We start from the raw sequence: 23389 nt of genomic DNA, 5'->3' as shown, positions 1-23389 counted from the left end.
GGGTTTTCCTTGCGGAGCACCCTCAGACCGACCTAGGTTGTCGGCCTCGATCAAAACAGGGAGTGCGGACGTGGCGACAGGTACTGTGAAGTGGTTCAACGCAACCAAGGGATTCGGGTTTATCCAGCCCGACAGCGGCGGCAAGGATGTGTTCGTGCATATCTCGGCGGTGGAAAAAGCCGGACTGAGTTCCCTGAATGAGGGCGCCAAGGTCAGCTACGAAGAAAAAGAAAACCGTGGCAAGACCTCCGCGGAAAATCTGAGAGTTGGCTAACGAAGATACTTCCCGCCGGTTCACGCCGGCGGGGGCTACGTCCCCACTCCTGCGATCCGGGCCGTCAAGACAGCCGCTTGCCCGGCCGGAGGTGGTTGAACGCTTATCCTCGCAGCATCTGCCCGGCGGCGGCATGCTGAATCAGCCGTTAACATAACCGCTCAAATCCGAGCGCGGCCCCACCGGCATTTTCCATTTCTCTACGCTAGCGTTGCCCCCAGAACGTGGTGGAAGCAGGCGGCACCCTATTGGTGCCGCTCTCGACATCGCGACCGGGGAAACGGGGAAGTGGCCGAGATTGCAGAGACATCGGTAGTCCGTCGTGCATCGCCAGGGGATGCCGCACGCACGCGCGCGCCGGTGGCGCCTGCCGGTGCGCTGACGCCGCTTGCCGAAATGCCCGCCGCCCAATGGCGCGCGCTGTCGGAGCGCGTCGCCGAGCCCAACGGCTATTACCTCCCGGAATGGGAACTGGCGGTCAACGCTTCCGCGCGCGGACGCGTCGGTGCTTCTGCATTGAGTGCCTGGAGCGATGCCGGCGAGCTGACCGGGTTGATGCCGGTTATTTCGATGTGGCGGGCCTACAAGATTCCCCTGCCCGTTTGGGTCAGCGCCGACCCCTATGGCTCGCTGTCCACGCCGCTGCTGAGCCGCGATCATGCCGAACAAGCAGCCGGGCGCCTGTTGGACGGCGCCCGCAAGGCCGGCGCCCACGCGCTGATGCTGCGCGACATGTCGCTGGACGGCGCCGCGATGAAGGCTTTCACCGCTGTCCTGGCCCGCGACGGTCTGACGCCGCGCGTGCTGCAGTCGCATGTCCGCGCCGCGCTCGACGCCACCCTCGACCCCGATGAGTTGCTGCGCGACGGGCTGGGACCGAAGAAACTCAAGGAATTGCGCCGGCAGCGCAACCGGCTTGGCGACCATGGCGAGGTGCATTTCGACATTGCGCGCACGCCCGCCGAGGTTACGGCGGCGATCGAGACCTTCCTCAACCTGGAAGCCAGCGGCTGGAAAGCCAAGCGCGGCACGGCGCTGGTGCAGCACGCGGGCGATGCCGCCTTTGTCCGCCGCGCCACTTCGGCGCTCGCAGCCACCGGCCAATGCGAGATCGTAACGTTGCGCGCCGGCGAGACGCCGGTGGCATCAGCCATCGTGCTGCGGCATCAGGATCGAGCGTTCTATTTCAAGCTCGGCGTCGATGAACGCTTTTCGAAATTTTCGCCGGGCGTGCAGCTGACGCTCGACCTGACCCGGCATCTCTGCGCCGATCCCAAAATTGCGCTCGTCGATTCCACCGCCAACGCCGACCACCCCATGATCAATCCGATCTGGCGCGGACGGCTTGCGATCGGCGACGTGCTGTTTCCGCTGCGGCGGGGCGACGTGGTCGCAACGCTGGCGCAAGCCGCCTTGACGCTGCGCAAGCTCGCCCGCGAGCCGGCGCGCCGCGCCATCCGCCTCATCAGGGAACGCCAGGAGAAATCCTCATGAATACCCAGACCGCCGTAGCACCGGTCATCGCCGCCGATAACGACGCGCTGCGCCGCGACTTTCCGCTAAAACCGTTCGCGATCCGCCACAAGCTGGCCGGCCATCCGCTCTTGATGCTGCCGCGCATCGCGCAGCTCGCGGCCGAACTGCCGCGCGATTTGATCGAATACAATTCCGGCAAGGTCGCGATCAGCCAGGATCCCGACGCCATTCCCTCGGTTGATCTCGATCCCGTGGAAGTGGTGAAGAGCATCGAGACCGCCGGCGCCTGGATGGTGCTCAAGCGGGTGGAGAATTCGCCGGAATATCGCCAGCTGCTCGAAGACACCCTGCTCTCGGTGGCGCGCGCCCGCGGCTTCAACAGCTTAGGCGACGCCGGCTTCGAACAGCTCGAAGGTTTTCTGTTCGTGTCCTCGCCGAACTCGACCACGCCGTTCCATCTCGACAGCGAAGACAATTTCTTCGTGCACATCCACGGCGAAAAGTTCTTCACCATCCTGGACAATACCGACCGCAGCATCGTCTCCGACGACGAGATCGAGCGCTCGATGACCAAGCACCGCAATCTGAAATATGACGAGAGCTTTGCCGCGCGCGGCAAGGAGTTTCATCTGTTCGCGGGCGACGGCTGCTACGTGCCGTATCAGTGGCCGCATTGGGTGCGGACCGCGGACTCGTTCTCGATTTCGATGGCGATCACCTGGAAGACGCGCGAGGTGCGCCGCCTCAACGATTTGCACTTCTTCAATTCGATGCTGCGCGGCATTGGTATGCCGCAACAGCCGCCCGGCAAGCAGCCGGTGCGCGACGCGCTCAAGCTCGCCTTCTACCGCACCGTGACGACCGCGATCAAACCGCTCCGCGCCTCGATGGCGATGCGCCGCGTGCTGCGCCGCATCGCGCTCGGCAAGCGCGCGAATTATTATTTGAAGGGGACGTAGGAGCCTGCCTCTGCACCTCTCCCCGTCCTTTACGGGGAGAGGTCGGATCGCCCTTGCGATCCGGGTGAGGGGCGAGGCACACTGCCAATCGCGACACCGCATCAGCGGAGAGAGGCCCCTCACCCCGACCCTCTCCCCGCAAGAGCGGGGCGAGGGAGAAGGCCCCTCACTTCAACGGCGAGTGCGGCGCCGGCAGCAAGATGGTCGAGTGCATCTCCTCGAGGAAGCCCGGGCCCTTGCCGAGGAATTCCTGCCAGGCCGGATCCTTCATGGTGTTGGCGCGTACTTCAGCACGGGTGTTGAGGTCGGGATAGGCCCAGATGTGGCAGGCCTCGTTGGGCTGCCCCGCTTCGGTCGTCCACAGACCCACGATCTTTGAATATTTTTCACGCGCCGGCAGCACCGCCGTGAATGCATCGAGCCATTGCTTGAGGCCGCCGGCCGGCTTGCCGCGATAATTGCGCAGTTCGTAGATATTGCCTGATGATGCCGGAGCCACCGGCGGCTTCACCGCGTTCATCAGGCGGACGTCCTGACGGACCAGGAGCGGGCGGATCAGCGGAATGTACTCGGCCGTCCAGCGCGGGTTCTTGGCCAGTTCGGCGCGAAGGCGTCCGCGCTCCTCGAAACTGTTGTAGCTCCACATATGCAGGACCTGGTTGAGCGGACCGATCTCGGTCATCCAGTAGCCCTCGAGCTTGCCGTAGTCGTTCTTGCGGATGTCAGCCGACACGGTGCTCGCCGCCTTCACCATGTCCCCCAGCGTGCCGGGCTTTACGGTGTAGGTTCGCAGTTCGTAGATCATGGCGTTTTCCTGTGGTTTCTTGGTTCTGTCTGGATATCAGGGCATGAAAGAGGTGCGGAGACAACCGCTATGGAGGGGATCGCCGTTACCTGCGTTCCCCGGATGCGGCGCAGCGCGTTCAGGATCGCGCTTCGCGCGACTCCGACGGTGCGCTGCTGATCCGGGGTCCATCGTGCGTGTGTCCTGGCTCTGCGGTGCACCGCTGAAGAAGCGCTGCACCGCGTCCGGGACACAGAGCTATTCCGCCGCCTGCGCGTTGATCTCTCCCGACACCTGGCGGATGGCGCGGGCGAGTTGGTCGGCGGGCTGGGCGCCTGATATCGCGTATTTCTGCGCCAGCACAAAGGTCGGCACGCCGGAGATGCCCTTCTCGGACGCTTCCTGCGCCTGGCCCGAGATCAGCGCGACGTCCTCATCGGTGGCAAGGCGCTTGCGCACGTCGTCGGCGTCGAGGCCGACATCGGCGGCGGCCTGCACCAGCACGTCGACATCGGTGAGATCGCCGCCGTCGCGAAAGTACAATTCCATCAGGCGCTGCTTCATCTCGCCGGATTTGCCTTGCGCTTCCGCCCAGTGGATCAGGCGATGGCAATCGGTGGTGTTGGGCTGGCGCTTTACCAGCTCAGGCCGGTAGGTCAGGCCCTCTTCGCCCGCCGCCGTGACGACGCGGCCGGCAATGCCCTTGTAGGCTTCGACCGAGCCGAACTTGGCGGTGAGATATTCGTCGCGGCTGATGCCCTCGCGTGGGACCCAGGAATTGAGGAAGAACGGCCGCCAGCGCACCTCGACCGGCACGTCAGGCACCAGCGCCAGCGCGTTCTCGATCCGGCGCTTGCCGATATAGCACCACGGGCAGACCACGTCGGACACGATGTCGATCTTCAGCGGCTTTATGGTGTTCATGGGCGCGTCCTCGGGCTTCAAATGATGGCCGGAAAGTAAGCCGATTGAGGCCCGGGGCAAGGGCCCGGGCCGCATGCCGCCATTACATAACCTCCGCGGTTATTGTGGCGGCGGACGGGTCTTCGTAGAAATCGGGCAACGATTCAACCGCGGAGCCCGATATGACCGCCATTTTCAAGCCGGAAGGCCGTCTCTACCGCGCCACCGAGCACGCCGGCGGGCCGTGGTCGCCCGATATGCTGCAGGGCAGCGCGACCACCGCGCTGATGACGCGCGAGGTCGAGCGGCTGGCCGAGAATAGCGGATTTGCCGTGCGCCGCCTCACCTTCGACCTGTGGCGGCCCGCAGGCTTGCGTGCCTTCGGCTTAGAGACCGAGATGCTGCGCGACGGCCGCAAGGCCAAGACCATCCAGGTGCGGCTGGTGGACGGCGACACCGAGATCGGCCGCTGTACGGCGCTCTTGACGGCGCAGGGCAGCGAGTCGCCGGCCGATCCTTTCTCGAAAACATTGAGCGACGATGCGCCGCCGGAATCCGGCACCCCGCCGCCTTCCTTTGCGCAGAAATGGAGCCGCTACTTCCAGAACGTCTCCGTGCGGCTCATTGAAGGCGCGCTGGAAAAGCCCGGACCCGCGGCGGCGTGGATGCGGCTCGACGTGCCCATGGTCGAGGGTGAGACCAACACGCCGCTGCTGCAGGCGGTACAGGCCGCGGACTTTGCCTCAGGCGTCGGCCAGATCGTCGACATGCGCGAATGGACTTTTATCAATCCCGAGATCAGCCTGTATTTCTTCCGCCCGCCGGAGGGCGAATGGATCCTGATCCGCTCGCGCACCCGCGCCGGCGCCAATGGCGCGGGCCTCACCATGGCAACGCTCAGCGATCGCAAAGGTGCATTCGCTGAAGTGCTGCAGGCGATGACCTTCGAGCGGCGGGAAGCGCAGGCTCAGGCGTCTTGAGGTTGGTGCTATACCGGGATGACCGGCGCGTCCGCAGGCCCGGTTCACCTCTCCCGCTTGCGGGGGAGGTCGGATCGCATCGTGAGATGCGATCCGGGTGGGGGAAACTCTCTCCACACGAACACTCTGACTCGCGGCAGCACCCCCACCCCAGCCCTCCCCCGCAAGCGCGGGAGAGGGAGCGCACCGCCCTCGCGGAATCTCATCACCCTAAGGCGCCAGATACTGCAGCAGCCTCGGATCGTCGCGGACTTCCTGCGCCGATCCCGATAGCGCGACCCTGCCGCGGTCGAGCACGAAGGCGCGGTCCGCGACGCGAAGCGCGAGGTCGAGATGCTGCTCGACGATCACGATCGCGATATCTTTGGCGAGCAGGATCAGGCGCTCGGTGATTTCCTCGATCACGCCGATCCAGACGCCTTCGGTCGGCTCGTCAAGCAAAAGCACCCGCGGGTTCGACAACAGCGCGCGGCCGATCGCGAGCATCTTGCGTTCGCCGCCGGACAATGTGCCGGCAACCTGGTCCATGCGCTGCCCGAGTTTTGGGAATATCTCCAGCACGCGGTTGACGGCCTGGCTGTCACGGTTGGTCAATGCGCCGACGGCGAGATTGTCGCGCACCGAAAGCCTGCCGAACACCGAGTGCTCCTGCGGGACGTAGCCGACGCCGAGGCGAATGCGCTGCTCGGTCGGCAACGCGCCGACACTGCGGCCATCGAGACTGACGGCGCCGCCGAGCAGCGGCAATTCGCCGACGATCGCCTTCATCAGCGTGGTCTTGCCGGCGCCGTTGCGGCCGAGAATGGCGACGCCGCCGCGCCACGGCACGGCCATGCTGACGCCGAACAGCACCTGGCTGCGGCCATAGCCGGCGTTGACGCTCTGGATGTCGAGATATCTGTCCTGATCAGGCACGGCGGAGATAGACCTCCTGAACCCGGGCGCTCGACTGGATATGCGCAACCGATCCGCAATCGAGCACGCTGCCCTGATCGAGCACGGTCAGCCGGTCGCAGATGTCCCTGATAAAATCGAGGTCGTGCTCGACGATGACGAGGGAGCATTTTTTCTTGATCGGCTGCAGGAGTTCACCGGTCACCCGGCGCTCCTCGAGGCTCATGCCGCCGGTCGGTTCGTCCAGCAGCAGTAGTTTTGGCTCGGGCGCCAGCGCCATCGCGATCTCAAGCCATTGCTGCTGGCCGTGCGACAGCGCGGACGCCGGCTCCGCCGCGCGATCCACCAGACGGAACTGTTCAAGCATGGCCATGGCGCGATCGTGCAGCACGCCGCGGCTGCGCGAAAACACCAGGCTGGGCAGCGAGCACTGCGCTTGCAGCGCCAGCAGGATGTTGTCGTACAGCGTCAACGCCGGCAGCACGCTGGTGATCTGGAACTTCAGACTCATGCCGGCGCGCGCCCGCTCCGCTGGCGAGGCTTGCGAGATATCGCGACCGCCGAACGTCACGGTGCCCGAGGTCGGGATTTCCGCGCCGGCGACGCATTTCATCAGCGTGCTCTTGCCCGAACCGTTAGGTCCGATCAGGCCGTGGAATTCGTTTTCGGCAACGGTGAGATCGGCGCCGTTCAGCGCCGTCAGCTTGCCAAAAATCTTGATCAGGCCGCGCGCTTCAAGAAGAGCCACGATCGCCCTCCTCCGGAAGCCGGCCGAAATTGCCGACACGCTCGCGCTCGCTCAGGATCAGGCTGATCAGGCCTGCGGGCCGAAACAGGATGACCAGCAGCAGCAATACGCCGAGGATGATCGGCCAGATGTCCTGATAGGAGTTCGACAGCCAGAAACTGACCGCCTCGATCGCGACCGTGCCGATCACCGCGCCGATCAGCGTGCCGGAGCCGCCGAACAAAACGTAAAGCACCACCTGCGTCGAGATCACCACGCCCAGCATGTTGGGCCAGACGAACCCTTCGTGAAACGCATAAAGACTGCCCGCGAGGCCCGCGACGGCGCCGGCAAAGGAAAAGATGATCGCCTTGAGGCGCTGCACCTGATAGCCGAAGAAGGCGATCCGCTGCTCGTTCTCGCGTAGACCTGCCAGCGCCAGACCGAATTGCGATCGCACCAGAAAACGGCACAGCAAATAGACCGCCAGGAGAATACCGAGCGTCATGTAATAATAGACCGGCCCCTCCGTGATGTCGTAGCTGCCGAGGCTCATCGGCGGGATCGAGGGAATGCCGTTCTGGCCGCCGAGATAATACCAGCCCCGCGCCACGCGGTCAGCCGCGTAGGAGCCGGTCAGCGTGCCCAGCGAAACAAAAATCACGCTGGATGGATGACGTCCGAGCAGCAGAAACCCGCCGAGCAGCAGCGCAAAGGCAAAACCAATCAAAAGGCCGGCCGGCAGCACCAGCAGGATGGACGTCACGCCGAGATCGCGCGCTATCAGCGCCACGCCGTAACCGGCGGTGCCGAAGAACACGGCCTGCCCGAAGCTCATGATGCCGGCATATCCCCACACCAGATCGAACGAGAGCGCAAACAGGCACAGGATCAGAACCCGCGTGGCATAGATCGTCAGGTAGTCCTTGAGGACGAATGGCAGCAGCACGGCGATCGCCAGCACCACGATTTCAATGATCGGCAGCACTTGCCATCGGCGCTGGTGGCCGACCCGAACGGGAAGCGGCAGCGACGTCGTCGGTGTCGTTTCTGTCATCAAATGGCCAGCAAACCTGCTCCTGACTTGGCGGCGGCTTGCTGCCGCCGCGCGATGCTCGGTGTTACCTTTGACATTGCATCAGCATTCCTTCTCAGCATTCCCTTTTAGCATTCCTTGGGATCGACGAGGCCGGCGCTGCGCGCGACGATCTCATAATTGCCGCCCTTGGCAACCGCCGTGTACATCTTCATCTTGCAATGCCGCTTGCCGGGAACCATTTCGGCGGGTCCGCCGGGACCTTCGGCGATCTTGGCATGGTCCAGTGCCGCCGCGACCCCGTCGCGATCGATCTTGCCGGCTTCCTTGACCGCCGCCTCCCACAGTTTGAGGCCACGATAGGTCCCGGTCGCGGCGCTGCCCGCGGCGAACAGGAAGGTGCCCGGAAACTGCTTTTCGTAGGTCGCATGAAGCTTGGCGCTGAACGGATCTTCCGGTGTGAGCGCCTTGAAATAGTCGAGGCAGCTTGCAAGGCCTTCGATCTCGGCCGCCTGGTTGATGTTGAGCGTGTTCTCGTCGTAGTAGACGCAACTTAGCCGGCCGCCGTTCTTGAGGAATCCCGCCTCGTACAGCTGCTTGAAAAACGGCCCGACGCCCGGCGGGATCACGGTGTTGAACACCACGTCGACTTTGTTAGAGATGACCCGGTTCACCGTGGCGCTGAAGTCGATCTGGTCGAGCGGATAATATTCTTCGAAGACCACCTCGCCGCCATTGGCCTCGATCACCTTGCGGGCATAGACGTTCAACGTGTGCGGCCAGACGTAGTTGGCGCTCGGCAGCGCGAACCGCTTGCCGCCGTTCTTGATCAGCCAGGGAATGAATTCGTCGCACTGCTGCGCCGGCGTCGGGCCGGTGCAGAACAGATAGGGCGTGCATTCCTTGCCCTCGTAGAGCTGCGGGTAGATGTAGAGCGTCTTGCCGCGGGCGACGATGACGTCCTTGATAGCGTTGCGCATCGAGCTGGTGATGCCGCCCAGCACCAGATCGACCTTGTCGCGCTGGATCAGTTTTCGGACGTTGCCGACCGCGACCGATTCATTCGAGGCGGTGTCCTCGATGAACAATTCCAGTGGCCGGCCGAGCAATCCACCGGAGTCGTTGATTTCCTTGATCACCATTTTTGCGACGTTCGCATCCGCGTTGCCGGCGTAACCGATCGGACCGGTCAAGTCGGTCGCGATGCCGACCTTGATCGGGGCGGCCGCGGCGTTCGCCCAATCGGGACGAACGACCCAACTGCCGACGCCGGTGGCGATGGCGGTGCTGGCAAAGGCGAAGTTGGAAAGAAACCGCCGGCGGTTGAGATGGCTGCGATCGCTGGACATGGACTAGACCCCTTTTCCTGAAATCAGGCCTTGCGGCCGAAACTTGATGAAGATGATGGCGAGAACGAACACGAGGACGTCGGCGATCACGGGCGGAATGATCCAGGGCAGTGCCGCGGCCAGCGTGCCGATCACGCCGGCGCCCGCGACGGGTCCCGCGAACGAGCCGACTCCGCCGACCATGACGGCGACGAACCCCTGGATCAGGAAGCGCAGGCCGAGATCGGCAAACAGCGAGAACACCGGCACGATCAGCGCGCCCGCAAGACCTGCGAGCGCGGCGCCGAACGCAAAGGTGGCGCCATAGATCGCATTGGTTGAAATGCCGGAGGCGCGGGCCAGCGCGGGGTTTTCCAGCGAGGCCCGGATGCGCAACCCGAAGGCGGTGCGCGCCAGCAGCAGATAGCTGCCGATCATCACCAGCGCCGTGATCAGGATGATGACCAGCCGCCAACTCGAAAAGTGCATGGTCCCGATATTGACCGAACCGCCGAGCGGCTCCGGGACCGACAGATAGAGCCCGCCGATCAGGCCGCGGACGATTTCGCGGATAATGAGTCCGAGCGCGTAGGTGCCCAGCATCGCCACGATCGGTGCCGCGTAAAATCGCCGGACGATGCTCCGCTCCAGCACAAATCCCAGTGCACCGACGGCAAACGGTGCGGCGACCATGCCGATCCAGACCGGCGCGCCCGCGCTGTGCACGATGTAGGTGACGTAGGCGCCGAGCAGGACGAACTCGCCCTGCGCGAAGTTGAAGATGCCCATCATGCTGGCGATGATCCCGAGCCCCAGCACGACCAGAACGACGATCGCGCCGAAACTCAGGATCTCGAACAGTGCGACGAACAGATTATCCATTTGGCATCCAAGCAGCGTTTGCAGGTTCGGCTGCTTACATTTTCTTCCAGTCTGCCGCCTGCTCGAAGGCGTGCGCCGCGCGATAGATGGTCATCTCATCGAAGTGCCGGCCGACCAGCATCAGCCCGACCGGAAGGCCATCGACCATGCCGCAAGGTATCGACATCGCCGGGTGGTGCGTGATGTCGAACGGCGCGGTGTTGGTGATCATCTCGAAGGCGCGCTGGCACACCTCCTCCCGGGAGGCCCCGGGTGCAGGCAACGGCGTCGCCTTCATCGGCGTGGTCGGCATCAGCAGGAGATCGTAATTCGCCAGCACCTTGTCATAGGCCGCGGTGATACGCCGCGAGATGTTGACGGATTTGCCGTAGTAGCGCGGCCCGAAATTATTGTTGATGTAGACGCCAAGCATCAGAAAAAGTTTTGTGGTTTCCGAGAGCGAGTCCGCCTGCCCGCGCCAGCCGCGATGAAAATCCATCAGCGACGTCGAGTACAGATCCGAGCGGCTGAGACCATAGCCGTCGCCGAACATCATGGTCTGGGCGATGCCTTCGGCGCCGATCGGCGTCCAGACCGCCGGTGCCACCATGTGCATCGGGATTGAAACCTGTTCGACTGTCGCGCCGAGGCTCGCCAGCCGCTTCGCCGCTTCCATCACGCTCCTGTTGACGTCGGCTTCGGCGCCGGCCTGCTCAAAACCTTCCTTGACGATGGCGATCTTCATGCCCTTGATACCGGCGCCCAGCGCCTTGGTGTAATCCTCCACCTTGGGCGACTTGATCCGCGGGTCGTAGCCGTCGTCGCCGGCGATCACTTCGAGCAACAGCGCGTTGTCGGCGACATTGGCGGTCATCGGCCCGGTGTGATCGACGAAAATCTCGATCGGCATGATACCGGTATAGGGCACGAGGCCCCAGGTCGGCTTCATGCCGTAGGTGCCGCTGAAGGACGACGGCATCCGGATCGATCCGCCCTGGTCGCCGCCGATCGCCATATCGACTTCGCCGAGCGCGACCACGACCGCGCTGCCGGACGACGATCCGCCGGCGGAATAACCCATCTTGTGCGGGTTATGCACCGGACCGGTCGAATTGGTATGACTGCCGCCGGAGATGCAGAACGATTCGCAATGCACCTTGCCGGCAATCTCGGCGCCGGCATCGAGCATGCGCGTGACGATGGTGGCGTCGAAATCCGGCACATAGCCTTCGAGCGTCGCGGAGCCGTTCATCATGGGCACGCCGGCCAGCATGATGTTGTCCTTCAGCGCCACGACCTTGCCCTTCAGCTTGCCGCTGGCGGCGCCCTTGACGGTCGATTTGCGGTACCAGGCGTTGCGCGTATTTTCTTCCGGCGACGGGCGATAGCCAGGGGTCCGCGGGTACTTCACGATCGGGACTTCGTCGGCCATTGCGCCCACGGCGTTGTAGGCATCGACCGAGCCCTGCATCAACCCACGGAAGGAAGCGACGTCCTCATCGGTCAAGGCCAGACCGCATTGGTCGGCAACCGCGCGCAGTTGGTCGGGAGTAGGAAGCGCTACTGTCACGATGGATTCTCCTGTTTCTTTGACGGCTCGCGAAGGAAATTGCGAAGGGCCCCAACCCCACTCCCATCACTAGAAACGGAAATGTTTTCCTTTTCAAGGATTATTTTGCAACACCTCCTTTTGCGAAGCGTTACGCGTTCGAGGTCAGAACTGTTTGATCAGCCTGAAGTCCAACCCATTGGCGGCTGCAAGATAGATCGGCATCCTGGCGCTGCCGCGGCGAATGCCGACGGTGCCTCGCGCGCCCTGATAGTCCACATTCGCAGCCGCCGAGAGCAGCGGCTTTCTCGCCAGCGATCCTGCGCGCGCCGCGACCGTCTCGAGAAACCGCAACCCTTCGTAGTTCGACTGCGCGATCGAGCCGATCGGCGGCGCGTGGCGACCGAACGAGGTTTCGTACTGGCAGCGGAAAGCGTCATTCTCGCGCGAGGCCTTGTCGATGAAATAGCCGGATGCGCAGAACAGGTTTTCGGTATTGTCGGCGCCGATCCCAAGCAGCACGGTCTCGTCCATCGCACCGGCCAGACGCAGCATGCGTGTGCCGAGCCCCTGCTCGCCAAAGGTACGGTTGAAGACGACGCTGTCGGCGCCGATCAACGTGATCAGAACCACGTCGGGCTTCGCGGCCCGGATCCGCGCGAGCTGGTTACTGTGATTGTGCTCGCCGATCGGCACGAACTCTTCGCCGACGACACGCCCGCCGGCGTCCGCGATGTATTTCTTGATCGCCCTGTGGGACAGCCATGGCCAGACATAGTCGCTGCCGATCAGGTACCAGTTGGCCGCCTGTTTGGTGTTGGCGAGCCACTCGATGGACGGGCGCCACTGCGCCCCCGGCGTCTCGCCGATGGCCATCACGCCAGGCGTTCGCTCGCCGCCCTCATAGACCGGCGTGTACAGGTATGGAATCTGTCCGGCGACGACTTTCCGCAGCGCCACCCTGACCGCGCTGATATGCGAGCCCATGATGAGATCGGCGTCTTCGGAAGCGACAATGTCGGAAGCGGTGCGCGTCACGTCGTCGATATCGCCGCCGGTGTCATGGAACGCGACTTCAATCTCGCGGCCGAGAATGCCGCCGCGGCGGTTGATCTCGGAAATGCCCAGCAGCGTACTGTTGATGGAGGCCGGGCCCCAGATGCCCGATGGGCCGGACAGTCCGACGAAATTGGCAATCCGCAATTTCTTGCGGTCGCGGCGCGCCCGAAACGGGCCAAGCGCCGGCTCCGAGGTGCCCGTCCCTATCCCCGGCAACCCCTTAAGCAGCAGTTCCGGCGGCATCGGCGGCCCGCCGAACTTTTGTAATTGCGACAGCGAGAGCAATTCGCTCTCCTTTCAGCTTCTTTTAGTCCGGCGCCATCAGACTACCATCGGCAAGGTGATCGGCAACAAAAATCCTAGTGGAAAATATTGAATATTCAACGATTCCCGTGCATAGAGTTCAAGCAAGAGCGCTAAATATTCATCCAAAACTCCATTACGCAGTTCAAAGCCTTGGCCAAATCGCCCAGTAAACCCATCACCGAGCATCTCGCCTACCTGCTTGCGCAGGCCAACCGGGAGATCAATCGCCAGCTCGACGCGCGCTTTCGCAAGGAAGGCGTGCCGGTCGAGCAATGGCGCATCCTGAAGGTGTTGTCGGACGGGAAGGGCCACTCTATGGGTGAACTTGCCGAAGCGGTGCTGCTCAATCATCCGACGCTGACCAAGATGGTCGACCGGATGGTGTCGGATGCCCTGGTCTACCGCGTTCAGGATGCCGACGACCGCCGCAAAGTCCTGATGTTCTCCTCCGACCGCGGCAAGGCGCTGACCCAGCGCCTGAACTCGCTGGCGCTGAGCCAGGAAGCCTTCATCGCCGAGAATTACGGCAACAAGGCCACGGCGGATCTGAAGCGCCTGCTGGAAAGCCTGATCGAGAAGGCGAATTGACTAGTGCTACGCCGCCAACGCGGTGAGCGTAGCTTCCGAATCCGCATCCGCCGGCATGAACATTTCCACGCGCAATTCCTGAAGCGTGACGTCTTGCGGCGTGCCCAATGTCAGCACCGCACCGATCAGGCCGATGCTCACATCGCCCTTGCGCAAGCGCACCTCGCATAGCGGGCTCGGAGTTTCGTGCTCGTCGAACTGCGCGACCGGCAGGTCGGGCAATTTCAACAATTCGCGCCAGGTCGATTGCAGCGCCAGATCGAGCGGCGCGGCCATCGCCTCGTGGCGGGCGCGGACCAGCAGTGCGGACGCGACCTTCGGCCAGTTTTCGACATAGGGCCGCAACTCGTCGGGTGAAAGAAACATCCGCATGTGATTGAGCGGACGCGCCATGCGCTCGGCCCCGAGCAGCATCGTCATCAGCCGCGTCGCCGCGCCGTTGGCCTGCAGCACGTTCCAGCGCCGGTCGGTGACGATGGCGGGAAACGGTTCGTGCCGGCGCAGCAGCAGGTCGATGGCGCGTTTGGCGTCGGCGACTTCGGGCGCGGACAAATCGCGCTCGCCATATTGCCGCGCAAAGCCGCCGGATTCCAGCAGCGCGTTGCGGTCGCGCAGCGACAGGCCGAGCGCGGAGGCCAGTTGCAGCAGGATCTCGCGGCTCGCTACCGCCTTGCCGGTTTCGACGTAGCTGAGATGCTTGATCGAAATGCCGGCCTCGAACGCCAGATCGGCCTGGCTCATGGCCCGGCGGTTGCGCCAGCCGCGCAGGAGATCGCCGACGGGATTGGCGGGCAGCCGTGCATGTTGGCGGGAGTCCATCCGGCGATTATGCGAAGGGCGGACGCGCCTGTAAACGCCCGCGGTGTCGCGGTCAGGTGAGCGCTGCCGCGATCTCCCGCACCCGCCGCGTGGTCAGGTCGTCCGCCGGGAAAAACGTCTCCAGCGCCAGTTCCGACAGCGTGACGTCGACCGGCGTACCAAAAATCATCGTGGTCGAAATGAAGCTCAGCACCTCGCCACCCAGCCGAAACTTGAAGGGAATCGCGACATTGTCCGGCGAGAGCGGGCCGGATCGCGCCGGCATCGGATAGGCCTTCAGCTCCGCGTAGAGTTTTAGGAGTTCGGGATCGGCGGTCGCCTCGCATTGGCGGTGCAGCCGTTCCAAGAGATGACTGCTCCATTCGGCGAGGTTGACCGTGCGCGGCGCCAGCGCTTCGGGATGAAAGGCCAGCCGCAGGATATTGAAGGGCTGGCCCAGCAGCCGCGCCGGAATGCCCTCGAGCAGCGGCGCCACCATGCGGTTCGCGGTGACCAGATTCCAGTGCCGGTCATAGGCCAGCGCCGGATTGGGCTCGTGCGCCTTCAAGACAAGGTCGATCGCCGTCCGCGCCGCTTTCAGCGCGGGATCGTCCAGCGAGCGCTGCGGAAAGGCGGGAGCAAAGCCGGCCGCCACCAGCAAGACGTTGCGTTCGCGCAAGGGCACCTCCAGGCGTTCGGCCAGCTTGAGCACCATCTCGCGTGACGGCGCGGCGCGGCCGGTTTCGACGAAACTCAAATGACGCGCCGAAATCTCGGCATCGCCGGCCAGATCGAGCTGGCTGAGATGACGGCGCTGCCGCCATTCGCGCAGGTGATCGCCGATATGGACGGGCTGGGGACGTTCGGCTCGCGCCGTGGAAGCATGTGCGTTCATGGTGGAAACCTACCATGCGAATTTCTCAGCTTCCATTACCTCCGACGTAATCGAATTGGGTCGCGGACGGGGTCATCTTCGTGAGCACAGGAGATGACCCATGCTGATGCTTCCTCTGTTTCTGCTCATTGTTCGCGCCCTGCACAGACTGGCGGTCTGGGCGCTGGCCCGTTCCCTCAACATGCCGGAACCGTTGATACACGACACCGGCGTCTTCGTGGTGGCGCAGGTGCAGACGATCGAGAACCGGATCGGCGAGGCGCTGTCCCCGATGCGGCGCTGGCGTCAGTTCCAGTCCTGGTTCCGCTAACCCCCAACCACCCACCCCGTAAAACTAAAAGGAGAGAACTATGATCAACCCGTCTTCATTCCTGAGCCGCGCTCTGCTTGCCGACGCCGTCTTCAGCGGCGTCGCGGCGGTGCTCCTCACGCTCGGCGCCGGCGTGCTCGCGCCGTTCCTCAATCTGCCGGAAGCCCTGCTGCGCGAGAGCGGGCTGTTTCTCATCGCCTACACCGCGCTGGTCGGCTGGCTCGGCACACGGCAATCGGTGCTGAAGGCTCTGGTGCTGCTGGTGATCGTGGGCAACGCCGCGTGGACGCTGGGCAGCATCGCCCTGCTGTTCTCGGGCGCAGTCAGCCCGAACCTGCTCGGCATCCTCTTCGTGGTCGCGCAGGCGATTGCAACCGGCGTGTTTGCCGAGTTGCAATATATCGGACTGCGCAAGAGCGGCGGCGAGGTGACCGCCTGAGCTGAACGCGAATTGAGAACGCGCCCGATGACAGGCTCTTGTCATCGGGCGCGAATTCGCGAGGGCCGCTGGCGCCCTTGCTCCCTCCCGCTGAATGCATAACCAACGGGGTATGGTAATTCTCGGCCGCCCCACGTCCTGCCCAGGTACGCCCACCTACCTTCACTGGCTCATATTGGCCGCGGAACCTGCTTCTGACACAATCTTTCAGCCGCTCCTCATTCCCCGCTTGACTAACATATATCCCGATGGTTATACGTCGACCCATAGCCACCGGGTTATCGATCCCACATGCCTGATGTTCATGATGTGCTGTTCCGAACACTCGCCGATCCAACGCGGCGGGCGATCTTCGAGCGGCTGTGCCGCGACGGCGAGCAGACGGTCGGGGCCCTGACGGCGCGCGCCGGCGTCTCGCAGCCGGCCGTCTCGAAGCATCTCGGCGTCCTGAAGCAGGCCGGGCTGGTGCGCGACCGCCATGAAGGACGACAGACCCATTACAGCGCGCAGCTCGGCGCGCTTTCGCCGCTGATCGACTGGACCAGCCAGATGGCCGGCTTCTGGCAAAACCGGTTCGACGACCTCGAAGATCTCCTCAAAAGGATGGACCAATGAACACTGCGACCGAAACGCGCTCCGTCATCGTCGAACGCGAAATCCCCCATCCGCCGGAAAAGATCTGGCGGGCGCTGACGCAACCGCATTTGATCGAGGAGTGGCTGATGAAGAACGACTTCAAGCCCGTCGTGGGTCACAATTTCAATCTGCGCGGCGAGTGGGGCGGCGTGCTGGACTGCGAGGTTCTCGCCGTCGAGCCGAATAAAAAGCTGACCTACACCTGGAATTTCAAGCACGAACAAGCGGCCTACAATCTCAGCAGCGTCGTCGCCTGGACGCTCACGCCGACACGCACCGGAACCCTGCTGCGCATGGAGCAGTCGGGCTTCCGGCCGGATCAGCCGCAGGCCTATGGCGGCGCCAAGGCGGGCTGGCAGGAGTTCTTTGCAAAGCTGGAGCAGATGCTGGCGAAGGCGGAGTGAAGCCTGCAGGCTACGCCTGAGGGTTATTCAAGGTACGTAACAAGAGGAGATTCCATTGAACGGGAACATCTGGATTCGACAGATCCACCGCTGGCTGTCCCTTGCCTTTACGGTGACCGTCATCATCAACTTCATCGCCGTGGCAATGGGGACGCATGCCGACTGGCTCGGCTTCCTGGCGCTGCTGCCGCTCTTCCTGCTTCTGTTCAGCGGTTTGTACTTGTTCGCGCTGCCCTATGCCGCCAAATGGCGCAGCGGCTGATGCAGGAGCGGATATGAAGGCGGGCAAGACGTCGCGGAAGCCGGCGAAGAAGGTTGCAAAGAAGACAGTTGCAAAACGGGTTGCCGCGAAGCCGAAGCTGCTATCGGGCGGCAATCCGCAAATCGCCAAGGCCTACGGCGACGCTCCGGTGCAAGCCTATATCGCGGCCATGCCGGGCTGGAAAAGCGATGTCGGGCGCCGCCTCGACGCGCTCATCACGCGCACCTTCCCCGGCGTGTACAAGGCCGTTAAATGGAACTCGCCGCTATACGGTATCGAGGGCGAGGGCTGGTTCCTCGGCATCCATGTCTTCACGAGATACGTCAAGGTGGCGTTCTTCCGCGGCACGTCGCTGCGCCCTGTTCCGTCCGGCGCTTCCAAGCAGAAGGAAGTGCGCTACCTCGACATCCACGAGGATGACCAGCTCGACGAAGCTCAACTCGCCGCTTGGGTGAAGCAAGCCAGCCAATTGCCCGGCGAGCGAATGTGAGCGGGTGAGCGGATGCCAAGTGAGCAGCTCGCGACCAGCGATACTGATGTAACAGACGAGGGAAAATGACCGCGAAGAAAGCAACACCGGCCAAGAACATCAGCAAGAGCGCATCGAAGGAAGGAAACGAAGGCGAGTCCCCTTCCCGGCTGATCGACATCAAGATCAAGGAACTGGGCGACTGGCGAGGCAAGACGCTGGCCGGTGTCCGCGCGCTGATCAAACAGGCCGTGCCCGATGTGGTTGAGGAGTTGAAGTGGCGCGGCGTTCCGGTCTGGTCGCACGACGGCATCATCTGCACCGGCGAGACCTATAAGAGCGCCGTGAAGCTGACTTTCGCCAAGGGCGCTTCGCTCAAGGACCCGTCAAAGCTGTTCAACTCCAGCCTCGAAGGCAACACCAGACGCGCCATCGACATCCATGAGGGCGTTGAAATCAATGCGGAAGCCTTCAAGACGCTGATCCGCGCCGCGGCGGCACTGAACAGCTGGAAGAAAAAGGCGCGCTAGCCTGGTCCGGCTACACGCGTTGGCGGCTAGCTCAACGCCAAAGCCGCGAACATTCCTCCCAGCGTCAGGACTAGCCCGATGACAAGCATCGGCACGAGGCTGTTGCCGGAATAGGGATCAGCCTGATCCTTGCTTGGTATCGCACGCGTCTGATTGGTCATTGAACCGCTCCTGTTTCGTTGCGCCGAAATCTCTCGCCGGGCGCGAGCATGTCGCCCTGCCCACTGGCGATTCCAAGTTCGAGGCTTGCCGCGATCCGCTGCGCCCGTTCGACGAAATGGGCCGCGGCCACCGGCGGACAGATTTCGCTCGCCGCAGCCTCGAACAGTTCGAGCCAGCGGTCGAAATGACCGGCGTCGACCGGCAGCGGCATATGCTTGACCATGGGCGTGCCGTGATAGCGGCCCGACATCAGCGCCACCGACGACCAGAACGCGCACATCTGCTGCAGATGCGGCTCCCAGTCCAAAATGCACGCCTCGAACACCGGCGCCAGCATCGGATCACTGCGGACCTTTGCGTAGAAGCCGCGCACCAGCCGTTCGATCATGGCTTCGGTGATGCCAGTTCTTTCCATGATCTCGGCGGTGATCGCCTGACGCCGTTCAGCCCCTGTCACAACAGGTCTCCTTAAATAGGTATTTTAAATACCTATTTAGATTGCTATAGATGATCTGCCAAGTCACATTTTTGAGGGCCTCCCATGCGCCTGACATCGTTCACCGATTTTGCCCTGCGCGCCCTGATGCGGCTGGCGGGCGAGCCGGCGCGCTCGTTCGCCACCAGCGAGATCGCGGCCGAGTTCGGCATCTCGCGCAATCATTTGGCCAAGGTGGTGCGGGATCTCGCCGATGGCGGCTTCATTTCGACCCAACGCGGCGTCGGCGGCGGGTTCACCCTCGCGCGGCCGCCGCAATCGATTACGCTCGGCGAAGTCGTGCGCGCGCTGGAAGGTGAAGCGCTGGTCGAGTGTTTTCGCGAGGATGGCGGTTGTTGCTCCCTGCTGCCGCGCTGCCGCCTGAAGGGGAAGCTCGCCGCGGCGCGCGAAGCCTTTATGCGCGAACTCGACGGCACGACGCTGGCGGAATGCGCCTATCCCGCGCGATCCAAAGCGAGCCCGGCGCGAGGTGCCGCATGAAGGCGATCGAGTTTTCCGATGGCGAAGTCGAGATCGACGCGTCGATCGTCGCCGAAGGCCTCGGCATCGCGCTGCCGCGGCTCAAGGAAGGCATGCGCGCGGGCACCATTACCAGCGTTTCCGAGCGTGGCGTCGATGCGGATCAGGGCCGGCATCGGCTGACGTTCTTCTCCGAGCACCGGCGTTTTCGCGTCGTGGTCGACGCGTCGGGCGCGATCGTTCAGCGCTCGGCGGTAGATTTCGGGGTTTCGTCGTTGCCGCAGTCGGCGCGGAAGCCGGGCTAGTAATCGTCATTCCGGGGCGCGAAGCGAACCCGGAATCTCGAGATTCCCCGATGTGCAATTGCACATCTGAAGTCTGGTCCTTCGGACCATCCCGGAATGACGGACGGATTTACGCCGTCGCCCGGCTTTCCCTGGCTTGCTGCGGCTTTGCCAGAATACCGGACCGTGCAGTCGGGGTCTTGCGGGCGTGTCCGTTCAGCGACTTGCCGTTCAAGGCCTTGCCGTTCAAGGATTTGCCGTTGAGCCTGGCGCCGTTCGTCTTGGCTCCATTCGCCTTGGTGCCATTCTTGGCAACCAGCTTCTGCTTGTCTTTCTCGCTGGCCTTTGCTTTGGCCTTGCGCGCCCTGGCGGCCTTCGCCTTTTGCTTCTCGGCTTCCTTCAGCGCCTTCCGCTCAGCCTTGGCCTTGAGGCGAAGCTTCTCCGCCCTCGCCTCGGCGCGCTTCTTCTTGCGCTTCTTTTCGCAGGCCACGCATTTGCAGCCGATCGGCTTCAGATAGGCTTTGAAATAGTCGGTGCCGTAATCGTAGTTGATCTCGTCGCCGGGCTCGATGTTCTTGATGGCGCGGATGATGACCTTGCGCTTGCGCGGCTTGACGTCGGATTCCGCGTTCGGCTTGCAGGCATGGTTGATATAGCGGGCGACGTTGGCGCGCACCGAACCGTCGATGGTCCAGCGGTTGGTCAGCTCGAACAGATATTTGTTCTCGATCGCGTCGTCTTTTTTCTTCTTCGAATCCAATAGCGGCCCAAAATAGCGGACGATCTTGGCGCCCTTCTTGATCGGTTTGGTGGCGAAGAGGCCAAGCCCGGTGCGGGAGCGGCCGACGCGATAGGGTTTGTTCGGAGATAAGGTAGCCATGACGATTGAATTACTGACACGCTCGTGAGTGAAAGGAATGGCGAAGCAGCCCTTCTAGGACGATTCCGCGCCGATGTCAGGTATTTCGGTTGGCTTCCTTGAACCTTCCCCAGATTGCACACGTCACAATGTCATGGTTCCCTAAAAGCCGGGGACGGCCAGGGGACCTCAGGGGACGTCAGGGAACGCCAAGGGATGAAACGCCTCCGCAATTTGCATTTGATGGCGTTGGCCGGTGCCGCATGCGCCGTGCTTGGCCTGTTTTCACCGGCCAATGCCCAGACATTCAGCAGCCTTTATACGTCCACGGCGCCGAAGGATTGCCGTATGATCGGCAAGCCCAGCGAGCTCGACGGCAGCACGACGCGGGTCTGCCCCGGCATGGCCGGCCTCATGGTGCTGGTCAGCGAAGGCGACTTACGCGAAACCGTCTCGGTCGGCCGCAACCGCGCCGCGGCGGCCAAGGAGCCGGCTGCGCAAAGCTGGTTCGGCCCGTTCAACTCGACCACCACCACCGTCGAATGGCGGGCGATGGACGGCAAGCCGTTCGCGATCATCCAACGCTGGCACATCGCCGACAACCGCGATCCGGACAAGGAAGGCCGCCCCACCGCCAAGCCGATGCTGGCGGTGACCAGGCTGCCGCCCGGCGCCGTCTGCCACGTCGCCTATATCGACGCCCAGGCCAACCCAAATCCCAACGAGCTCGCCCGCAAGGCCGCAGACGAGATCGCGCGCAGCTTCACCTGCGGCAAGGACGAAGTGAAGGTGATCGGCGAGACCGGCCGCGCCGTGAGCATGGCGAAGCGTTAGCGGAAGACGTCGGGCGCCTGGCTCCGTTCTGACACGCGCCCCCACCGGCCTTCTCTCCATGGACGCGCCAGGGTTGCGGCGCCAAGTCGCGTGTACCGGCGCTGTAAGACTACCGCAGGCCCTCAAAAGCCGTTATGGTTCCCGACCAAAAGGGGGACGTGGATTTGCGGAAACGGGCATCCAACCCGGTTTGCCCTCAAAAAACACCCCTTCAATCGATTACGACACAGTCTGATTAGATCACCGTATGTGGTTTCCGATCATCGCCTGGATAGTGCTGTTCAGCGCTTGCGCGTTTTTTGCAGGCGCGACATTGGGACTCGATCCAGCCCAAATATCGGTTCAGCTTTCGGCGTTGCCAGGTCCCCAGCGGTTCGCGCTCGGCGCCATCATGTTGACCACCCTATCGCTGATCGGCTCATCCGTCTGGCAGACTTACGGCCTGGCGCGCCAGAATAAATTACTGCGGGACCGCCTCAGGGGCCTGCGACAAGGGGTTGTGGCCGCGCATGATGCGCAAGCTGGTTTCGAATCGTCGGTCCAGCATCTCGCCAAGAGCGACCCCGAAGAAGCCATCGTGTCGCTTCAGGCGACGCTCGCGGACACCGAAAAACGGATCGCCGTACAGCAGAGCCGGTACGACTCCGTCGATCTCCATGAGCGGCTTGAAGAGATCCGGCGTCGCCAGCAGGCGCTTCGAGAGACGGTCGGCGTCGTGTCGGAGAAGCGACGTGTCGCCGAGCCGGTATTCAGCGAATTGAAGGACCGGCTGCGTCAGCTCGAGCGGTGGCTCACTGAGCTGGAGACCGACGACAACAAGAAAAACCTCGGCGATCGCGTCAACGAACTGGACCAAAGCGTATCAGCGATTCACGACCGTCACGGTGTGCTGCAGCAGTCACTGGCGACGCTCAACCGCTTCAAGGAAGAACTGGCCAAGACCCACGCAGAGCTTGTACCCGTGCGCACGCCGGAAACGGGGATCAACGCCCTCATTACCGAGCTGCGCTCATCCGGCGACCAGTTGACCAGGATGCTGGATGAACTCGAATCCAGCGGGGATGAAAAGCTCAGCCTGCGGGTCGAGAGCCTCTCGAAGAACAAGGTCGAGATCGAGCAGCGGGTCGCGCACGTTGATGATTGCCTCCATATTCTGGACGCTATTCGCCTTGACCTGGAAGAGCTCAGGGAACGTCGGACGCATCTGGAGCGCTCACTTGCGGCGATTGAGACGGATTCCAGCGGCGCCAGCCTGCTCGACCGCCAGAACGCGCTGAACGAATTCATCGTCGACTGCCGATTGCGTCTCCGGAGCTTGCAGGATTTTTCGGCGACGCTGGGTCAGTTCAAGGAGGAACTGGCGACGTCGCAGGCCGGACTGGCGCCGCTGCAGGGACCGGTCTACGGGATCGAGGCGTTGATCGCTGAAGTGAATATCGGTCACGCGATCCTGAGCAAGACGCTTGGCGAGATCGAACTGAAGGGCGATGAAGGGCTGGCCTCGCGCGTGGACGCGATCGCCACCAACAAGACCGAGCTCGACGTGAGAATTTCCAAGATCTTCGAAGATTTTCAGAAGCTCGATTCGATGCGGAAGAATATCGGCGAGATGTTCACGAGCATCCGAGGCACCCTCAACCGAATAGGCTGACCTGCTGGATTGCTACGACGATGTTCGAACTGCCTAGCAAAAAGGCAAAATCGCTCGCCGTTGCATGTCCGCTTCGTGTGCAAGAAGCCGACACGACGCCACACAAGCCAGCACGTGCGCGCTATCGTCACGTCCGCGCAACACTTGGCAGCCAAGGAAACCTAAGTTACGTTATCC

30 protein-coding genes are annotated in these 23389 nt (G+C 63.0%); 16 read left to right on the top strand and 14 right to left on the bottom strand.

Going from position 1 to position 23389, the window contains the following annotated elements; translation table 11 throughout:
• Window positions 1–70 precede the first annotated feature (70 nt).
• From JQ600_RS16860 to JQ600_RS16850, 3 genes are all read left to right on the top strand, one after another.
• Window positions 71–274 (top strand): cold-shock protein, encoded by a 204-nt coding sequence (locus tag JQ600_RS16860; RefSeq protein WP_192734282.1) that lies wholly within the window; start codon window positions 71–73, stop codon window positions 272–274.
• A gap of 288 nt (window positions 275–562) precedes the next feature.
• The gene (locus JQ600_RS16855) at window positions 563–1768 is read left to right on the top strand and encodes a GNAT family N-acetyltransferase (RefSeq protein ID WP_312010926.1); all 1206 of its coding nucleotides are present in this window, start codon (window positions 563–565) and stop codon (window positions 1766–1768) included.
• Window positions 1765–2709, top strand: a complete 945-nt coding sequence (locus JQ600_RS16850) for a cupin-like domain-containing protein (protein WP_212387160.1) — start codon at window positions 1765–1767, stop codon at window positions 2707–2709. Before JQ600_RS16855 ends, JQ600_RS16850 begins: the two co-directional genes overlap by 4 nt.
• A gap of 166 nt (window positions 2710–2875) precedes the next feature.
• Here JQ600_RS16850 and JQ600_RS16845 read toward each other — a convergent pair whose 3' ends face one another.
• Together JQ600_RS16845 and JQ600_RS16840 are read right to left on the bottom strand one after the other, a co-directional pair.
• A complete protein-coding gene (locus tag JQ600_RS16845; protein ID WP_212387161.1) occupies window positions 2876–3514 on the bottom strand; it encodes an NIPSNAP family protein in 639 nt (212 codons plus the stop codon).
• A gap of 237 nt (window positions 3515–3751) precedes the next feature.
• Window positions 3752–4417 carry a DsbA family protein gene (locus JQ600_RS16840; RefSeq protein WP_212387162.1) on the bottom strand — a complete coding sequence of 222 codons (666 nt, stop codon included), beginning with the start codon at window positions 4415–4417 and terminating at the stop codon, window positions 3752–3754.
• A 161-nt stretch (window positions 4418–4578) separates the two neighbouring features.
• Between JQ600_RS16840 and JQ600_RS16835 the strand changes: the two genes are divergently transcribed.
• Complete coding sequence (locus JQ600_RS16835; protein WP_212387163.1) at window positions 4579–5376, top strand: thioesterase family protein; 798 nt, start codon at window positions 4579–4581, stop codon at window positions 5374–5376.
• A gap of 210 nt (window positions 5377–5586) precedes the next feature.
• Here JQ600_RS16835 and JQ600_RS16830 read toward each other — a convergent pair whose 3' ends face one another.
• From JQ600_RS16830 to JQ600_RS16800, 7 genes are all read right to left on the bottom strand, one after another.
• Window positions 5587–6291 (bottom strand): ABC transporter ATP-binding protein, encoded by a 705-nt coding sequence (locus tag JQ600_RS16830; RefSeq protein WP_212387165.1) that lies wholly within the window; start codon window positions 6289–6291, stop codon window positions 5587–5589.
• Window positions 6284–7018 (bottom strand): ABC transporter ATP-binding protein, encoded by a 735-nt coding sequence (locus tag JQ600_RS16825; RefSeq protein ID WP_212387169.1) that lies wholly within the window; start codon window positions 7016–7018, stop codon window positions 6284–6286. The genes JQ600_RS16830 and JQ600_RS16825 overlap by 8 nt, the downstream gene beginning before the upstream one ends.
• Entirely contained in the window at window positions 7005–8054 is a 1050-nt protein-coding gene (locus JQ600_RS16820; protein WP_212387170.1) for a branched-chain amino acid ABC transporter permease, read from the bottom strand. The genes JQ600_RS16825 and JQ600_RS16820 overlap by 14 nt, the downstream gene beginning before the upstream one ends.
• A gap of 107 nt (window positions 8055–8161) precedes the next feature.
• A complete protein-coding gene (locus JQ600_RS16815; RefSeq protein WP_212466602.1) occupies window positions 8162–9382 on the bottom strand; it encodes a substrate-binding protein in 1221 nt (406 codons plus the stop codon).
• Between the two features lie 3 nt (window positions 9383–9385).
• Window positions 9386–10243 carry a branched-chain amino acid ABC transporter permease gene (locus tag JQ600_RS16810; protein ID WP_212387175.1) on the bottom strand — a complete coding sequence of 286 codons (858 nt, stop codon included), beginning with the start codon at window positions 10241–10243 and terminating at the stop codon, window positions 9386–9388.
• A gap of 34 nt (window positions 10244–10277) precedes the next feature.
• Window positions 10278–11792: an amidase gene (locus JQ600_RS16805; protein WP_212387177.1), complete on the bottom strand. Its 1515-nt coding sequence runs from the start codon at window positions 11790–11792 to the stop codon at window positions 10278–10280.
• A gap of 144 nt (window positions 11793–11936) precedes the next feature.
• Entirely contained in the window at window positions 11937–13073 is a 1137-nt protein-coding gene (locus tag JQ600_RS16800) for a substrate-binding domain-containing protein (RefSeq protein ID WP_212387336.1), read from the bottom strand.
• A gap of 213 nt (window positions 13074–13286) precedes the next feature.
• On the opposite strand from JQ600_RS16800, the gene JQ600_RS16795 reads away from it, so the two are divergent.
• Window positions 13287–13724: a MarR family winged helix-turn-helix transcriptional regulator gene (locus JQ600_RS16795; protein ID WP_211996396.1), complete on the top strand. Its 438-nt coding sequence runs from the start codon at window positions 13287–13289 to the stop codon at window positions 13722–13724.
• 6 nt (window positions 13725–13730) lie between these two features.
• On the opposite strand, the gene JQ600_RS16790 is transcribed toward JQ600_RS16795, so the two are convergent.
• Together JQ600_RS16790 and JQ600_RS16785 are read right to left on the bottom strand one after the other, a co-directional pair.
• On the bottom strand, window positions 13731–14543 hold the full coding sequence (locus JQ600_RS16790) for a helix-turn-helix domain-containing protein (RefSeq protein ID WP_212387179.1): 813 nt from the start codon (window positions 14541–14543) through the stop codon (window positions 13731–13733).
• Between the two features lie 52 nt (window positions 14544–14595).
• Window positions 14596–15417, bottom strand: coding sequence for a helix-turn-helix domain-containing protein (locus tag JQ600_RS16785; protein WP_212387181.1), 822 nt, complete (start codon window positions 15415–15417; stop codon window positions 14596–14598).
• A gap of 100 nt (window positions 15418–15517) precedes the next feature.
• Here JQ600_RS16785 and JQ600_RS16780 point away from each other — a divergent pair, with 100 nt between their 5' ends.
• The 7 genes from JQ600_RS16780 (at window position 15518) to JQ600_RS16750 (ending at window position 18467) form a co-directional block, all read left to right on the top strand.
• Entirely contained in the window at window positions 15518–15727 is a 210-nt protein-coding gene (locus JQ600_RS16780) for a hypothetical protein (RefSeq protein ID WP_249135937.1), read from the top strand.
• A gap of 40 nt (window positions 15728–15767) precedes the next feature.
• Complete coding sequence (locus JQ600_RS16775; RefSeq protein ID WP_212264332.1) at window positions 15768–16166, top strand: hypothetical protein; 399 nt, start codon at window positions 15768–15770, stop codon at window positions 16164–16166.
• 291 nt (window positions 16167–16457) lie between these two features.
• Window positions 16458–16781 carry a helix-turn-helix transcriptional regulator gene (locus JQ600_RS16770; protein WP_212387182.1) on the top strand — a complete coding sequence of 108 codons (324 nt, stop codon included), beginning with the start codon at window positions 16458–16460 and terminating at the stop codon, window positions 16779–16781.
• The gene (locus JQ600_RS16765; protein WP_212264331.1) at window positions 16778–17206 is read left to right on the top strand and encodes an SRPBCC domain-containing protein; all 429 of its coding nucleotides are present in this window, start codon (window positions 16778–16780) and stop codon (window positions 17204–17206) included. The genes JQ600_RS16770 and JQ600_RS16765 overlap by 4 nt, the downstream gene beginning before the upstream one ends.
• Before the next feature lie 55 nt (window positions 17207–17261).
• Entirely contained in the window at window positions 17262–17468 is a 207-nt protein-coding gene (locus tag JQ600_RS16760; protein WP_212264330.1) for a hypothetical protein, read from the top strand.
• Between the two features lie 13 nt (window positions 17469–17481).
• Entirely contained in the window at window positions 17482–17958 is a 477-nt protein-coding gene (locus JQ600_RS16755; protein ID WP_212264329.1) for a DUF1801 domain-containing protein, read from the top strand.
• Between the two features lie 65 nt (window positions 17959–18023).
• Window positions 18024–18467 carry a DUF1801 domain-containing protein gene (locus JQ600_RS16750; RefSeq protein ID WP_212387184.1) on the top strand — a complete coding sequence of 148 codons (444 nt, stop codon included), beginning with the start codon at window positions 18024–18026 and terminating at the stop codon, window positions 18465–18467.
• A 26-nt stretch (window positions 18468–18493) separates the two neighbouring features.
• Here the strand turns inward: JQ600_RS16750 and JQ600_RS37250 are convergent, their stop codons facing one another.
• Entirely contained in the window at window positions 18494–18628 is a 135-nt protein-coding gene (locus JQ600_RS37250) for a hypothetical protein (RefSeq protein ID WP_283813411.1), read from the bottom strand.
• Window positions 18625–19086: a group III truncated hemoglobin gene (locus JQ600_RS16745; protein ID WP_312010927.1), complete on the bottom strand. Its 462-nt coding sequence runs from the start codon at window positions 19084–19086 to the stop codon at window positions 18625–18627. The genes JQ600_RS37250 and JQ600_RS16745 overlap by 4 nt, the downstream gene beginning before the upstream one ends.
• A gap of 84 nt (window positions 19087–19170) precedes the next feature.
• Here JQ600_RS16745 and JQ600_RS16740 point away from each other — a divergent pair, with 84 nt between their 5' ends.
• The gene (locus JQ600_RS16740) at window positions 19171–19605 is read left to right on the top strand and encodes an Rrf2 family transcriptional regulator (protein WP_211997175.1); all 435 of its coding nucleotides are present in this window, start codon (window positions 19171–19173) and stop codon (window positions 19603–19605) included.
• The gene (locus JQ600_RS16735; protein WP_212387186.1) at window positions 19602–19889 is read left to right on the top strand and encodes a DUF6522 family protein; all 288 of its coding nucleotides are present in this window, start codon (window positions 19602–19604) and stop codon (window positions 19887–19889) included. Before JQ600_RS16740 ends, JQ600_RS16735 begins: the two co-directional genes overlap by 4 nt.
• Before the next feature lie 109 nt (window positions 19890–19998).
• Here the strand turns inward: JQ600_RS16735 and JQ600_RS16730 are convergent, their stop codons facing one another.
• The gene (locus JQ600_RS16730) at window positions 19999–20748 is read right to left on the bottom strand and encodes an SET domain-containing protein (RefSeq protein ID WP_212387189.1); all 750 of its coding nucleotides are present in this window, start codon (window positions 20746–20748) and stop codon (window positions 19999–20001) included.
• A gap of 195 nt (window positions 20749–20943) precedes the next feature.
• On the opposite strand from JQ600_RS16730, the gene JQ600_RS16725 reads away from it, so the two are divergent.
• Window positions 20944–21561, top strand: coding sequence for a hypothetical protein (locus tag JQ600_RS16725; RefSeq protein WP_409363274.1), 618 nt, complete (start codon window positions 20944–20946; stop codon window positions 21559–21561).
• A 247-nt stretch (window positions 21562–21808) separates the two neighbouring features.
• The gene (locus tag JQ600_RS16720) at window positions 21809–23212 is read left to right on the top strand and encodes a hypothetical protein (protein WP_212387191.1); all 1404 of its coding nucleotides are present in this window, start codon (window positions 21809–21811) and stop codon (window positions 23210–23212) included.
• Window positions 23213–23389: the final 177 nt, after the last annotated feature.

This window comes from Bradyrhizobium sp. AUGA SZCCT0176, assembly GCF_018130145.1.
Lineage (GTDB): Bacteria > Pseudomonadota > Alphaproteobacteria > Rhizobiales > Xanthobacteraceae > Bradyrhizobium.
Note: the sequence above shows the minus strand (reverse complement) of the source record. Positions and strands in the feature narration are given on the sequence as shown.

Coding starts and splice junctions, on each gene's coding strand:
- JQ600_RS16850 (WP_212387160.1), top strand. CDS start 1,765: ATGAATACCCAGACCGCCGTAGCACCGGTCATCGCCGCCGATAACGAC.
- JQ600_RS16845 (WP_212387161.1), bottom strand. CDS start 3,514: ATGATCTACGAACTGCGAACCTACACCGTAAAGCCCGGCACGCTGGGG.
- JQ600_RS16840 (WP_212387162.1), bottom strand. CDS start 4,417: ATGAACACCATAAAGCCGCTGAAGATCGACATCGTGTCCGACGTGGTC.
- JQ600_RS16835 (WP_212387163.1), top strand. CDS start 4,579: ATGACCGCCATTTTCAAGCCGGAAGGCCGTCTCTACCGCGCCACCGAG.
- JQ600_RS16820 (WP_212387170.1), bottom strand. CDS start 8,054: ATGACAGAAACGACACCGACGACGTCGCTGCCGCTTCCCGTTCGGGTC.
- JQ600_RS16815 (WP_212466602.1), bottom strand. CDS start 9,382: ATGTCCAGCGATCGCAGCCATCTCAACCGCCGGCGGTTTCTTTCCAAC.
- JQ600_RS16810 (WP_212387175.1), bottom strand. CDS start 10,243: ATGGATAATCTGTTCGTCGCACTGTTCGAGATCCTGAGTTTCGGCGCG.
- JQ600_RS16800 (WP_212387336.1), bottom strand. CDS start 13,073: ATGCCGCCGGAACTGCTGCTTAAGGGGTTGCCGGGGATAGGGACGGGC.
- JQ600_RS16790 (WP_212387179.1), bottom strand. CDS start 14,543: ATGGACTCCCGCCAACATGCACGGCTGCCCGCCAATCCCGTCGGCGAT.
- JQ600_RS16785 (WP_212387181.1), bottom strand. CDS start 15,417: ATGAACGCACATGCTTCCACGGCGCGAGCCGAACGTCCCCAGCCCGTC.
- JQ600_RS16780 (WP_249135937.1), top strand. CDS start 15,518: ATGCTGATGCTTCCTCTGTTTCTGCTCATTGTTCGCGCCCTGCACAGA.
- JQ600_RS16775 (WP_212264332.1), top strand. CDS start 15,768: ATGATCAACCCGTCTTCATTCCTGAGCCGCGCTCTGCTTGCCGACGCC.
- JQ600_RS16770 (WP_212387182.1), top strand. CDS start 16,458: ATGCCTGATGTTCATGATGTGCTGTTCCGAACACTCGCCGATCCAACG.
- JQ600_RS16765 (WP_212264331.1), top strand. CDS start 16,778: ATGAACACTGCGACCGAAACGCGCTCCGTCATCGTCGAACGCGAAATC.
- JQ600_RS16755 (WP_212264329.1), top strand. CDS start 17,482: ATGAAGGCGGGCAAGACGTCGCGGAAGCCGGCGAAGAAGGTTGCAAAG.
- JQ600_RS16750 (WP_212387184.1), top strand. CDS start 18,024: ATGACCGCGAAGAAAGCAACACCGGCCAAGAACATCAGCAAGAGCGCA.
- JQ600_RS37250 (WP_283813411.1), bottom strand. CDS start 18,628: ATGACCAATCAGACGCGTGCGATACCAAGCAAGGATCAGGCTGATCCC.
- JQ600_RS16740 (WP_211997175.1), top strand. CDS start 19,171: ATGCGCCTGACATCGTTCACCGATTTTGCCCTGCGCGCCCTGATGCGG.
- JQ600_RS16735 (WP_212387186.1), top strand. CDS start 19,602: ATGAAGGCGATCGAGTTTTCCGATGGCGAAGTCGAGATCGACGCGTCG.
- JQ600_RS16730 (WP_212387189.1), bottom strand. CDS start 20,748: ATGGCTACCTTATCTCCGAACAAACCCTATCGCGTCGGCCGCTCCCGC.
- JQ600_RS16725 (WP_409363274.1), top strand. CDS start 20,944: ATGAAACGCCTCCGCAATTTGCATTTGATGGCGTTGGCCGGTGCCGCA.
- JQ600_RS16720 (WP_212387191.1), top strand. CDS start 21,809: ATGTGGTTTCCGATCATCGCCTGGATAGTGCTGTTCAGCGCTTGCGCG.